Genomic DNA, 12,534 nt, shown 5'->3' with positions numbered 1-12,534 from the left:
CCGCGTCGACGGCGGAGAGATCGATCTTGACAGGGCGCTGCGGGAGGTCCTCCGGCCCGGCAAGCTCCGCATGAGCAAGGGTCAGGCGATGAAGATTCGCCTCAGCCTCGAAGAGTTCGGTGTCGAAAGCGAGCCGCTGCTGGAGCGACTCGACTCTGGCGCCGAGAACGTCCGGTTTTTTCGTAAGTGGCAGCCGCCCCGAACGGCTTGATTGCTTGTTGTGGAGGACGTGGGGCCAGCTCGCTGGAGCTGCGGAACCTCAACCACGATCGCCTTCAGTGCTGCAGTAGGGCTTCGGCGTTTTGCTTGATCAGAAGGCTGCGCGGTAAGTGCAGTGAGCTGTGCCCGTCAGGGGCGGTCTTCCTGGGACCGCCCCTCGATCGTGTGCAGCTGGCCCGGTGGGCGGACATCTGTGCGAGGTGTCCGCCCACCGGGTTGTCCGCCTACTCGTCTGCCTCGAAGGCAGAGTTCAGCCTGTAGGTACGGGGCTTGGCGGTCACTTGTTCAGCGATGCCCTGTGCGACCAGCCTGTCCAGAGCGTTGGCGATGGCTCCGGAGCTTTTGTCGATCCTTCGGCTGATGGCGGTTGCGGTGAAGGCCTGTCCGGGGTGGGCGCGCAGGTGGTCGGTGACCAGCTGGCGCAGGGAGCCGGGGGCGAGTCGCTTCTTTCCGCCCGCGACGGTGGTCAGGATCGGACGCTGCGGTTCGAGCGTGGTGGGTGGCCCCTCTACGGTCTCCGGCGAGGGTGTCTCGCTCGGTGACGTCGTCTTGGCAGTCACGTTGGCGGGGTGGTTCTCCGGCATGGGGACCGCCGGGTCGTCGCTCGGCGCTGTCCCCGCCGGGGGTTCGTTGGCCGTGTCGGGGTCAGTGAGCGTCGTGGCGGCACTGGCGGGTGCGGGCGGGGCGGGGTGCCAACGGTCGGGAGTTCGGTGGCCGTTGACGGTTTCGCCGGGGTCGCGGCGGGTGAGGCCGTCTTGTTCGAGGGTGACGAGGGCCTTTCCTGCGGTCGAGCGGCCGATGGCGGCGGCCGCTGCGAGGGCGGCGACGGTTTCGCCGGGGTGGGTTTTCAGTGCGGTCCAGACGGCGGCGCGTGCGCCGGTCAGGGTCGCGGGATCGGCGGGTGTAGGCGTCTGGTTCATGGACATGGTGGGGCCTCCCATGAGTGGTGCGGATGCGTGATGGGGGTCCCCGGCCGGGGTGCGACGGGGTGGTCGCGGGTGCCCGTGGCGCGTGCGCTGCGCTGGTTCCGCGGGCGGACCACCATGGACGCTCTGTACGGGCGGTAAGTCAAGCGGGTCGGTGCTCCCGACCAGGAACGATGTCGGGTGCGGGTGCGGGTGCGGGTGCGGGTGCGGGTGCGTCGTGGTCGCGGGCGTGGTGGGCGTCCAGGCGCATGCGGAGATCACGAGCCCGAGGTTGGCCGAGGTGCAGGTGCTGGCGCAGTGCGCGGATGCTGAGGGGGCGTCCGGTGTGAGCCAGGTGCGCCGTGTCCAGGTCCAGTGCGCGGGAGAACAGGTCGGAGTCCGTGGGCCGGGGCGGTTCCGGTTCGGGTGCGGGGGCGGCTGGGCGCGGGTGCGGATCAGCCGCGGGTGCAGATGGGCGGGTGCGCGGTACGGCGCCGCGAGGTGCGCGCGTGGCGTGGTCCGCGAGGGCGCGGCGGTAGGCGGCGACCGTTTCGGTGAGCAGGATGAGGAGCACTGGTGGGACTGCGTGCAGGAGCACGCCGGCCGGGTCCGCGTGGCGGGGCCAGCCGACGTGGCCGTCGGGCCAGAGCGAGGTCCAGGTGTTCATCAGGGTGGCGGTGCACCCGGTGAACCATCGAAGTGCGGTGGACCAGCCGGGCGGGTGCAGTCCCCAGGTGGTGAGCCGGGCGTCGGCGAGGAGCACCGCGGCCAGCGCGAGCGCGACCATGGGGTCCAGGAGCAGTGCGATTGGCCAGGGAACGCCGTGGTCGGTGGCGAAGAGGGTGACGTTCACCGCGGTGAACAGCAGGGCGAGGACGGCGACGGCGGCAAGGGAGCGGGTGAGGAAGACGAGGACGCCGTCGGTGTCCGGGCCGCCGGGGGCGCTCACGGGCTGGCCGCCCGCTGCCTGTTGGCGCTTTCGGCGCTGGGGCGGGTGGCGTCCTGGTAGCGGCTGCCGGACAGGCGGTAGGGCTCTTCGCGGACGGTGGTGCCGGGGCGGGGTGCGTGGAGCATGCGGCCCGCGCCGGTGTAGATGCCGACGTGGGTGATGTGCCGGGGGTCGGTGCCGAAGAACACCAGGTCGCCCGGGAGGAGTGGCGCGCCCGGTGGGACGCGGGGTCCGGCGTTGTACTGGTCCTGGGCGACTCGGGGCAGGTGGACGCCGGCGGCGGCGTAGGCGGCTTTGGTGAGGCCGGAGCAGTCGAAGCCGCCCTCGGTGGGGCCGTCGCCGCCCCAGCGGTAGGGGGTGCCGAGTTGGGCGCGCGCGAACGCGACGGCTTTGCTCGCGGCGCCGGTCGGTGCCGGTTCGGCGGCTGAGTATCGGCGGGCGGTGGCGAGGACGTGGTCGACGTAGGTGTCGGAGTGGTTGTAGTGCCAGATGGAGCGGTGCAGGTTGCGTCCGTTCCGGGCACCGTTGGCGCACAGCAGGCGGGCGGCGGCGTGGACGGCGTCGACCGGGTCCCATGGGGTGGGCGGGTTGCGGCCGCCTGGCGGGACCGGGTGGGCGTAGGCGGCGAAGGTCGCCGGGAGGAACTGCATCGGTCCGACGGCGCCGGCGCTGGAGGTCATGGTGGGGTGGCGGCCGTGGTCGCTCTCGACCTTGCCGATGGCCGCGAGCACGGTCCAGGGCAGCCCGGGGCATTCGGGGGCGGCCTGCTGGTAGAGGGTGAGCATGCGCGCCGGGATGTCGGTGAGTGCGTGCCGGCTGGGAGCGGCCGAGGGGGATGCGCCGGTGAGGAGGCCGGCGAGGGCGGCGGTGCAGGCGAGGATGAGGACGAGCAGGCCGACCGCGATGCCGGCTGCCGCTGCTGCGGGGGATCCCATGACAGTCGGGTCAGCCCGGGTGGCCGGTGGGCGGCAGGGGTGGGACGGGCTGCCAGGGGAAGGCGGTTCGGCCCGCCGGGGCGAGTGTGGGGGTGAGGGCGTCGTCGGTGAGGGCCGGGGTGAGGTCGGGCCAGGTGTGGGCGAGTCGGGATAGGAGTTGGCGTCGGCCGCCGGTGGTGAGGGGGAGCCAGACGGGTCCTGCGGGGCCGGCGTCGGGGAGGTAGTCGGCGCAGGCTGTGGCGACGGGGAGGCCGAGGCGTGTGGCGGTGTCGGCGAGGCGGGCGCGCAGGGAGGCCTCGCGGCGGGCCGTCGAGGTGTGGATGAGGAGTGCGCTGCGGGTTCCGGTGGTGGTGGCCAGGGCGGCGTAGCCGGGGAGTTTGGCTTCGACGCGGGCCAGTGGTTCGGTGCCGGTGTCGTACTCGAGGAAGAACGGCACGGGGGCATCGCTGTCGCCGTCGCGGTAGTGGCCATAGGCGTCGGGCCGGATCCAGTCGCCCCACAGGCGCGCGGCTGAGCGTTCGGACAGCCATACGGGCAAGGCGTGTCCGGGCGGGCGGGCGGTGGCGAGGGCGGTCAGGAGGGTGTTGACGCCGAGGGTGTGGCCGAGGGTGGGGGAGAACGCGATGCGGGCGCAGGCGTCCTTGCGCCAGTCGAGGGCTTTGACGTCGCTGCCGCGGGAGGCGGCGAGGATCTCGGCGCCGGCGCGGCCGAGGGTGTAGTGCTCGGGGGCGGAACCGCTGTGCCGAAGGGGCCGGAAGGCGTCGAGGAGACCGAGGAAGTACAGGGTGCGCAGGCGCCGGTTCGCGGAGCGGTGGCTGGTGAAGGCGAGGGCGGCGATGTGGTGGGAGGTCAGGACGGTGTGCTCGTGGCACATCTCGGCCAGCCACAGGTCGCGTGCGGTGAGCCGGGCGGACAGGGCGGCCAGGTCGATGCGGGAGCGGGCGGGCAGGGCGGGGCGGCGGCGCCGGGTTGCGGCGCGTGGGGTGTAGGCCAGGTTGTCGGCTGTCACGAAGTCCTCACATGGGCAGGTGTGTGGAGTGGCTGGTGGTGCCGCCGACGCGGGCGGCGGCTGCGGCGCGCAGCGCGGTGGCGCGGCCGGGCACTGACGGGGGAAGGGGGCGGGTGGTGAGGGTGAAGGCGGCGGTTTCGGCGCCGCCGGCGAGAAGGTGTGCTGCTGCCTGGTAGGGGCCGAGGTGGGCGAGGTCGTGGGCCGCCAGGGTGGGCAGCGTGTGGCGCTCCAGGGCGCCGGCGTCTTCCGGGGATGCGTTGAAGAAGATCTTGTTGCGGGCGTTGGCGGAGATGCCTTCGCGCAGGTCGCGAGGGAGCTGGGCGAGGTGCTGGTGCGCCAGGTGGAGGGAGAGCCGGTAGCCGCGGGCCTCGGCGAGCATGTCCTCCAGTGGATACGGCAGGGTGAGGAAGTTGTGGCATTCGTCGACGTAGAGGGAGGCGTCGATGCGCTGCTGTTCGGGGGTGCGGGTGCGGGCGGAGGCGGCCTGCCAGGTTTTCGCGACGATGAACGAGCCCAGCAGCCGGGCCGTTTCCTCGCCGAGGGCGCCTTTGGGCAGGCGGGCCAGGAGGATGCCGCCGTCCAGGATGTCGGCGAGGTGGAAGGTGGACTCGCTGGAGGCGATGGCCTGCCGGGCGAAGGAGCGCAGCAGGAAGGCGCGGAGTTTGTTCATCACGGGGCCGACGACGGCGGCCCGGGATGGATCGGACAGTGACTCGTACCAGGTCCAGAAGCCGCGCAGGACGGGGTCCTTGACGGTGGGGACCATGCGCAGCCGGTAGGCGGGCTCGCCGAGGAGGCGGGGGACGTCCGCGAGTGTGACGATGCGGTTCGTGCGCTCCGCGTGGCGGAGCAGGGTCAGGCAGGCGGCGCGCATCACGTCGTCGGTGCGGGGACCCCAGAAGGCGGTGAAGATCCGCCGGAAGATGCCGGTGATGTTGTCGACGACGACGTCGATGTCCTGCCCTTCCAGGACGTTGAGGCAGGGCGGGGTGTGGTGGTCGTCCGGGTCGATCAGCACGAGGCGGTCGGCGCACGCGGCGGGGAGGCGGTGGAGGAGGTCGGTGACGAGGTCGCCCTTGGGGTCGATGACGATGGCGCCGCGGCCGGCGCGGACGTCGTCCAGGACGAGGTTGCCGATCAGGGTGGACTTGCCGGAGCCGGTGGCGCCCATCAGGTGCAGGTGATGCCGGGCGTCGGGGACGGCGAGGCCCACGGGTCGGCGGCTGCCGGTGTCGGCATGGCCGAGCGGTTTCACCCCCGGGCCGGGCTGAAGGATCGGGGGCGGGGGAAGGACGGAGCGGGCTCCCGCGCGGGCGAGGCCCGGGGCGTCCGGGTCGGTGGGCAGGTGGGCGAGCGCGGCGAGTTCGGGTACGGACAGCAGGTCGCCGCGACGAGGGAACCCGCGTCCGGCCAGGCGGGCGGCGGGGCGGTGCAGGCGGCGGCGGGCAAGCCAGTTCCGGGCCGCGTACAGGGCGAACGCGGATGCCAGCGCGTGGGCCCGGCCCCGCACCCGGTCCGTGGATCCTTCGGTCTCGGGGGCGACGGCGGTGCCGTAGCGGATGACGGTCTCCCACTGTGGGCCGGAGAGTTTGCCCACGCTCTGGCGGACCTCGGCTCCGTGCGCCGGATCGAGCACCGGGGCGGGACCGCGCTGCGGGCTATGGGTGAGCAGGTCGAACAGGGCGCCGAACCGGCCCGGCGCGGCACCGGATTTGAGGCGGCGAGCGGATCGCTTGGCCTTCCGCAGGCGGGAGCCGGTGGCGGGACGGACGAGGAGCTGCACGACAGCGGTCTCGGTCTCGCTCATACCGGTGGCGGCCTGCAGCAGGGCCCGCAGCGGATCGGCGTCGTGGTCGGTGCGCAGCGGCAGCACCTCGGGCCGGGCCAGACGCAGCACACCGCCGGTGCACTCGTGTCCGGCGGGAAGCGGCGGCTCGGCCGGGGCGAGGGTGGTGTGGGCGCCGGGCCAGGCGGCTTCGACCGCGCGGCGCACGAGGGCGGTGGGGACACTGCCGGGCAGCCACAACCGGACCGTCATCCCGGCGGAGGTCCACACGTACTCGAATCCCAGGTGCGGCTGCCCGGAGCCGAGGCGCCGCCACCAAGGGCGCAGCAGCCCGGCGAGCTGCGCCCACAGCACTTCGCCGCCCGCCGTGGGAACGGAGGGCGGGGCGAGGATCGTCACGCACTGCGCGCCGGCGGCGAACGCCCGGTTGCGGCGCATCCGCAGGCCGGCGCGTCCGAGCAGTAGCCCGCCGCCGGTCAGGGCGGCACCTGGGGCCAGAAGCGGCCAGGTCTGCAGCAGGAAACCGGCGGCGCTGCCTGTCAGGTCGGCCAGTACGTCCGCGGGGTTGGTGAGGTAGCGGGCGAGCGGTCCGCCGGGCTGCTCGCCGTTCACCGGGTGCTCCCAGTCGGCGTTGGGGGCGCGTACGGGTCCGGTGGATCCTCGGCGCCGGCGTGGTCAGTGGCGAGTTCGGCAGGGTCGGTGGTGACGAGCCGGTGTTCCTCGGGCGAGGCGACCGGGGTGAAGGCGATCTTCGTGCGTCCGGAAAGGAGCAGGGCGCAGCCGCGCGGCGCGGTCAGCAGGAACTGCTTCTCGCCGCGGGAGAGGTGGAAGGCTTCGGCGACCTGGTCCAGGGCCTGCGGGGCCTGCCGCATGAGGATCTGGGTGGCGGAGTTCGCGATGATGGCGCGTCCGAGGTCCCCGGCCAGCACGTCTTCGGCGTCCTGGGTGACGACGGCGAGACCGGCCCAGTGCTTGCGGGCCGCCTTCGCCATCCGGAACAGGAACCTGGCCCCGTGGCTCTCCCGCATCAGCAGCCAGGCCTCGTCCACCACGACCAGGCGCCGTCGGCGGTCGGCGCGGCTGTCGGTGACCCGGCGCCAGACGGCGTCCAGGGTGAGCAGCATCCCGGCGGTCCTGACCTCTTCCGGCAGGTCTCGGAGCGCGAAGACGACCAGGTGACCGACGGGGCGGGTCGTGGTGGGGCCGTCGAAGAGCTGCTTGTGAGTGCCGGTGGTGAAGGGCTCCAGGCGGGCCGCCAGCGCCGGCCCCTCGGCGGACTCGTCCTCGGACAGGGCCGCGGCCAGGTCGGCGAGCAGCGGGGCGGGGCGGGGCCAGGTCCGCGGGTCCGCCGTGATCCCGGCCGTCCGGTAGGCAGCGAGCACTGCGCGGTCCAGTGCGGCGCGCTCGGCCGGGGAGAAGTCGCCGCCGACCAGCACCGCCAGGAATGTGTGCAGGAACAACGCGCGCCGGGTCAGCGCATCCCCGGACTCCTCGGTGGGCAGGTCGAAGGGGTTGAGCCGCACGTGGGCGCCGCCGAGGCGGATGACCGTGCCGCCGACCGACTCGGCCAGACGTACGTACTCGTCCTCCGGGTCGATCACCGCCACGTCGGTGCCGGTGTAGAGCTGCCGCAGCATCTCCAGCTTTGTCAGATACGACTTGCCGGATCCCGAGCGGGCCAAGGTGACGGAGTTGTAGTTGTCCTGCGCGAACCGGTCCCACAGCAGCAGCGAGGAGCTGGCGTTGTTCACCCCGTACAGCACCCCGCCCGGAGCGGCCGCCTGCTCGGCGGGCAGGTCGGGGGAGGAGAACGGGAAGCACGCGGCCAGCGCGGTCGTGTCGAACGTCCGCCGCACTCGCAGCGTGTCCAGCCCGAATGGCGTGGTCGCCAACCATCCCGCAAGTGACCGGTAGGTGGCAGGAACGCTCGTGACCAGCAAGGACTCGGCGATCGCCCGCACGGCGGCGACCTCCTCGGCGAGCTGCTCCTCACTGTCGGCGTGGACGGTCAGGTACAGGCCGACGCGGAAGAGCCGGCCCTCGCCGCGGGCGACCCGGTAGGCGAGATCGGCGGCGTCGGCGGCCGCGGCCTCGGTGTCCGGGTCGTCGAGACGGCCCCGGTCGTAGCCGGCCCGGCGGGTGGACTCCAGCCGGGCTCGCTGCTTGCGCAGCGACGCAGCCGCGACCGGATTCGGGACCGGCTCGATGTGCAGGGCCACATCCAGCCGCCCTGGGTACGTCAGCAGCGGGTCCAGCCAGCCGGGCATGACCTCGGCCGGATACCCCGTGACGATGAGGGTGGTCGCCAGGTGACCGCCCACGGCCACGAACCGGGAGTGGACCTCCACGGCCTCCGGACCGGCACCGGTCAGCAACTCTCCTGCGGACACGACGTCACGGTTTTGGGAACGGGCCTGCCCGCGCAGGCGACGGGTGAACGTCATCGGGCTCCTCCCACGGTCGGCGATCGCGTGGCACCGGCGGCGTCGGTGGCGGTGATCGCCCGCACGACGCCGGCACCGTCGAGCGCCGTGACCGGGATCTCGGCGGCGCCGAGGGCCCGGGCGGCCTCGGCCAGCCGCTGCCGGGCACGGGGGCCGGCGCCGCCCGAGCGGCCAGGGCCGGGCATTGCCGGCTCACGGGCGACGAGCAGCACCTGCCGGGTGAGCAGGTCCCGCTTACCGGCCAGGGCGTGCAGGAAGCCGGCGTGCGCGAGCGCAGCCTGCTCCAGGGCGGGGTGCGGCAATGACCCGGCACTGGCAGAAAGGGCCGTGACCAGCGGATCCACATCCAGTCGATGGGCTCGGACCAGAATCTGTACGGGGCCGGTCAGCGAGTTCAGCCACCGGGCGAAGGAACCGGTCAGGGCCTGCTGCTCGGCCCCGGTGCGCAGGTCGAAGTTGACGGTCCCGCACACCGCCAGGGCCGCCTGCCCTTCCCGCCCGAGATCGAGCACCCCACCGTCCGACACCTCCCGGCACGGCAAGACCAGCGGTACAGGGGGCGCTCCGGCCGCGGAAGCCCAGGACGGCGGAAGCACGGCGGGCAGAGCCGGCACGCCTTCGGGAGCGTGGACCTGCCGCTTCGGCATCCGCCGGAAGGCGACCGCCGCGAGGAGGAAGCGGTCCATGCTCACGCCGTCGCGGCGCCCGAGCACGACGGCCGCGACCACCACGGCGACCGGCGCGACCAAGGCGACGTAGGCGAGTGGGGAGATCCACGACCGGCCCGCCACGTATCCGAGCCACAGCACCAGGGCGGCGACGGCCAGGATCGCGGCCTGCCGGGCGGTCAGCGGGCCAAGGACCTGGTCCTCGCGCTCGATGTCGGCCGGGATACGCGCAGCGGTCAGGCCCTCGTCATCCGCCTGGGACATGGCTCACCTCTCACGATCGCGACGGACGGGCGGCGTCTCCAACGGCAGCCGCAACTGGGCGGGACGCGGCGACCGTGCCGGTACGCGCCGTACGGGAATGGGGAGAACGGTCTGCCGGTGCCGCACCCGCGGCCCTTGCGGCTGCGGGCGCTCGACCCGTTGTACGGGCGGGCTGGAGCCGCCGCTTGAGGACGGCCCCGGCCCTGACGAAGGGCTGCCCGCGCCGCCCGACTCGGTTGGTCGGGGCCGAGGAGCGGGACCGGAGGGACCAGTTCCGGCCCCTGGATTCGCCGGACCGCCCTGTGGACCGCCTCCGCCTCCGAGAGGCGGAGAGTACCCGCCACCCGGGTCGGGACAGCCGCCTGGAGGCCGACCGCCCGGGGACGGCGGAGGCCCAGGCCGCGTTGCCGGTCCGGGTGACGGCCCCGGCCGGCCACCCGCCTGCGGGCGGCCGAGGCGCCCGGCGCCGCGGAACGCGCCGCGCATCACGTAGGCGATCGCGAGCGAGCGCAGCATGCGCAGCGGCATCGGCGTGCCCGGCAGACTGACCGGGGTGGAGCGGAAGACGACTCGCGCGGTCCAGCCGGGGATCTTCCACAGAATCCAGAACAAGCACAGCCCGGCCAGCAGGTTTCCCAGCCTCGACGTACGGGGCAAGCCCAAGCCGTCCATCGTGTTGCCGGGCGCGAAGAACAACCGCAGGCCCACGATGAACGTCGTGGACTGCGCCAACTGCATCGCAAGGCACCCGAGGAACGCCCGCCACCACAACCTCGCCACCCCATCGGCGGCCGGAAGGCTGTAACAGGCCAGCGCAGGCGGCGCGGCGACCGCGAGCACGTAGATCAGCGCGACCCGCAGCACGTAACCGATCAGCACCCCGAACATCAAGACGAGCAACAGCAACTGAAGCACCAGCAGATACGTCTGATCCCCGGTGACGAAGCGCCTCGTGACGGCATTCGCCAACTGCTGGGCGACACCCTTGCTGTCCACGCCCCGGCCCATGATGGCCACCGACCCCGCGTTCGCCAGCGCGATGGACTTGCTCATCACCATCAGCGAACCCGCCGACCCGACCATGCCGAGGAGCAGCCGCGGAGCGATCTGCTTGAGCGCGTACCGGGTCTGCACGCTCTCGTACCCCATGACCGTCACACCACCGGCCAGCACGAACAGCACATACGCCGCGCCCGTGGCCCCGAGCGCCGCAGTCCATAACTTCACCAACTCCGCATTGGCCGCCACATCCGGCGTGGACAACACCGTGCTGCCCAGCGCCTCCAGGACCGGCTTCTGCGCCTGCTCGATCAGCACACCGAGGAACGCGGTCAGCGCCTTGGCGATCAAGCCGGGGATGTTGAGGAACCCCAGCCATCCCGACGACCCGTCGCCGTCCGAGTCGGCCGGCGGCAGCACGCCCCCGCCCGGCTGCTCACCGACCGCCGGCCCCGGATCGACCGGCGGCGGCTCGGCAGGGCTGGGCTCCGGGACGGGCCGCGGCCCCGGGCTCGGAGCGGGCACCGGATCAGCCGGAGCCGCCACCCGCGACGACACCACGGCCGAAGCCGCACCCGCCCCGGCGGGAACGAGCAGTACCGCCAACAGCACCACCCCGCCCCACCCGACCGTGCGGGACCGGGCTCGCGGGCCGGTCATCCGGCGCCCACGATCGACTGGACGACCGCGGAGATGATCGGCGCCATCGCGGTGATGCCATAGCCGAGGGCGGCCGACCGCAGCGCGCGCTTGGCCGCCTCGACCTCGCCGGGATCGCCACCGGCCATCACATAGCGCAGGCCGCCCACCGTCAGGAACAGCGTGGCCGTGCCACCGGCGATTCCCATGATCCAGTTGCGGCAGTTGTTGATCACCTGCGGGAAGGTGGCCACCGCCCACGCCGGACACGCCGGCACGAGCACGAAGAGGGCAAAGCAGCAGCCGATGGCCACGGCCCGCAACACGTGGCGGACCAAGGGACGCGACAGACAGCGGCGAACAGGCACCTGGGCACCTCCGAAGCCGGGCCGAACCAGGCCGCGACACCACGAGGCGGCCCGCACCACGAGACGGACATGAGCTGAAGGGCTCCGGTCCCGGGCCGGCCCGCCACAACGCGTCACCTCCTCAGGGCGGCAGCGCGCGGTGGCGCCAGGCGGCTCGGGTGTCAGCACGAGACGACGTGCCCGGGCCCGGAGCACCTTCAGCGAGAAGCACCTCGAGCAGCGCCCGAGGTGCCCTCATCCGGTTAAGGAGAATCCGGACGGCGCACGCGACACCGCGGACGCTCCCGGCCACTCACAGGAGACGGTTGCGCAGCGCATTCAGCAAACGCCGCTCGGCATCAGCGCGCCTGCGATACAGCTGACGGGCGCTGACGCCCGCCTCTTGCGCACACACCGGCATGCGCACTCCGTCCAGGCGGGTGCGGGCGATCAACTCCACCTCGTCCTCGTCGAGCACACCGGCATCCACCGCCCGCCGAAGCTTGGCGTAGGCATGGGCGATCCCACCCGTCGGCGGCAGGCACGGCGTACCTTCCGTCGACTCCTCCAGCGGCACCACGGGGCTCCGGCGCGACTGACGCGCGGCATACACCAGCCGGTGCGCCACCCGGTCACCGGCGCGCACCAGCTGCAGCGCGATCTGCGGGTCGTCCACCTCCACGACGGCAAGCTCACCGGCGACAGCCACCAGCACCTCCTGCTCCAGCTCCGCCCAGTCGACCTCCGGCAACCGCGGCAGCCGAGACAAAGACCTCCGCAACCCCGGCACGATCAACCCGACCGCCACCGTCGACCACGGCTCCCCATCCCGACGCGCCCGCCGCACAACCTCCCCCCACACCCGCGCCCGAACCTGCGGCGGCGTACTCGGGTGCGCCAGCCGCGCCCGGGCCTGATCCACGGGCAGATCCAGCGCGTCGGACCGGTCGGTGAACAGGTGGGCAGGCAGGCGCACGGGCCAGGGAGCGGAAGCCAACTTCAGGAAGGCGGCATCCACATCCTCCAGCGGAGACGGGGAAGTCATACGAACGGAACGGACAGTGCGGCGCATTGCGGCTCCTCGCCGTCGGCGTCGAATCGGACGCCGCCATCGCGCCAAACACCCCTGCCACCCACCGCCCATCCCGAGGGCACCTACCGACCGCCCCCCTGCCAGCCACCGACCATGGCCGCCGGCCCTCGGCTGTCGGACCCGCCACCTACCTGCAGCATCGGTATGGCTAATCTGATCCCGATTTGGCCAGAAAAAACTCGCAGATTTATGGGTCGTGTCCCCCGCCGTGGTGTAGCCGATCACGCAATGGCGCTTCCGCTTCGGAGCGGTCCGATGCGTGCTGCCGCAGGCCGTC

11 protein-coding genes are annotated in these 12,534 nt (G+C 72.8%); 1 reads left to right on the top strand and 10 read right to left on the bottom strand.

Features of this window, described 5'->3' with window-relative positions; translation table 11 throughout:
- Positions 1–211 (top strand): hypothetical protein (locus tag AC3ET4_RS09300; protein WP_431947912.1); only part of this gene is annotated, 211 nt, incomplete at its 5' end.
- Positions 212–443: 232 nt separating this feature from the next.
- Here the strand turns inward: AC3ET4_RS09300 and AC3ET4_RS09295 are convergent.
- The 10 genes from AC3ET4_RS09295 to AC3ET4_RS09250 form a co-directional block, all read right to left on the bottom strand.
- Entirely contained in the window at positions 444–1,139 is a 696-nt protein-coding gene (locus AC3ET4_RS09295; RefSeq protein WP_488175920.1) for a helix-turn-helix domain-containing protein, read from the bottom strand.
- Positions 1,140–1,287: 148 nt separating this feature from the next.
- Positions 1,288–2,073: a hypothetical protein gene (locus tag AC3ET4_RS09290; RefSeq protein WP_431947908.1), complete on the bottom strand. Its 786-nt coding sequence runs from the start codon at positions 2,071–2,073 to the stop codon at positions 1,288–1,290.
- The gene (locus AC3ET4_RS09285; protein WP_431947906.1) at positions 2,070–3,008 is read right to left on the bottom strand and encodes a C40 family peptidase; all 939 of its coding nucleotides are present in this window, start codon (positions 3,006–3,008) and stop codon (positions 2,070–2,072) included. Before AC3ET4_RS09285 ends, AC3ET4_RS09290 begins: the two co-directional genes overlap by 4 nt.
- Before the next feature lie 10 nt (positions 3,009–3,018).
- Positions 3,019–4,017, bottom strand: coding sequence for a replication-relaxation family protein (locus AC3ET4_RS09280; RefSeq protein ID WP_431947904.1), 999 nt, complete (start codon positions 4,015–4,017; stop codon positions 3,019–3,021).
- Between the two features lie 7 nt (positions 4,018–4,024).
- The gene (locus AC3ET4_RS09275) at positions 4,025–6,415 is read right to left on the bottom strand and encodes a DUF8128 domain-containing protein (protein ID WP_431947902.1); all 2,391 of its coding nucleotides are present in this window, start codon (positions 6,413–6,415) and stop codon (positions 4,025–4,027) included.
- Positions 6,412–8,247: a VirB4 family type IV secretion system protein gene (locus AC3ET4_RS09270; RefSeq protein WP_431947900.1), complete on the bottom strand. Its 1,836-nt coding sequence runs from the start codon at positions 8,245–8,247 to the stop codon at positions 6,412–6,414. Before AC3ET4_RS09270 ends, AC3ET4_RS09275 begins: the two co-directional genes overlap by 4 nt.
- The gene (locus AC3ET4_RS09265; protein ID WP_431947898.1) at positions 8,244–9,179 is read right to left on the bottom strand and encodes a PrgI family protein; all 936 of its coding nucleotides are present in this window, start codon (positions 9,177–9,179) and stop codon (positions 8,244–8,246) included. The genes AC3ET4_RS09270 and AC3ET4_RS09265 overlap by 4 nt, the downstream gene beginning before the upstream one ends.
- A 3-nt stretch (positions 9,180–9,182) precedes the next feature.
- Positions 9,183–10,529: a TrbL/VirB6 family protein gene (locus AC3ET4_RS09260; RefSeq protein ID WP_431947896.1), complete on the bottom strand. Its 1,347-nt coding sequence runs from the start codon at positions 10,527–10,529 to the stop codon at positions 9,183–9,185.
- Between the two features lie 305 nt (positions 10,530–10,834).
- A complete protein-coding gene (locus tag AC3ET4_RS09255; RefSeq protein WP_431947894.1) occupies positions 10,835–11,185 on the bottom strand; it encodes a pilin in 351 nt (116 codons plus the stop codon).
- Between the two features lie 292 nt (positions 11,186–11,477).
- Positions 11,478–12,236, bottom strand: coding sequence for a hypothetical protein (locus AC3ET4_RS09250; protein WP_431947892.1), 759 nt, complete (start codon positions 12,234–12,236; stop codon positions 11,478–11,480).
- Positions 12,237–12,534: the final 298 nt, after the last annotated feature.

It is taken from the genome of Actinacidiphila sp. bgisy167 (genome assembly GCF_057707665.1).
The sequence above is the reverse complement of the archived record's forward strand: the minus strand, read 5'-3'. Positions and strand labels throughout refer to the sequence as shown.

Coding starts and splice junctions, on each gene's coding strand:
- AC3ET4_RS09265 (WP_431947898.1), bottom strand. CDS start 9,179: ATGTCCCAGGCGGATGACGAGGGCCTGACCGCTGCGCGTATCCCGGCC.
- AC3ET4_RS09270 (WP_431947900.1), bottom strand. CDS start 8,247: ATGACGTTCACCCGTCGCCTGCGCGGGCAGGCCCGTTCCCAAAACCGT.
- AC3ET4_RS09250 (WP_431947892.1), bottom strand. CDS start 12,236: ATGCGCCGCACTGTCCGTTCCGTTCGTATGACTTCCCCGTCTCCGCTG.
- AC3ET4_RS09285 (WP_431947906.1), bottom strand. CDS start 3,008: ATGGGATCCCCCGCAGCAGCGGCAGCCGGCATCGCGGTCGGCCTGCTC.
- AC3ET4_RS09295 (WP_488175920.1), bottom strand. CDS start 1,139: ATGAACCAGACGCCTACACCCGCCGATCCCGCGACCCTGACCGGCGCA.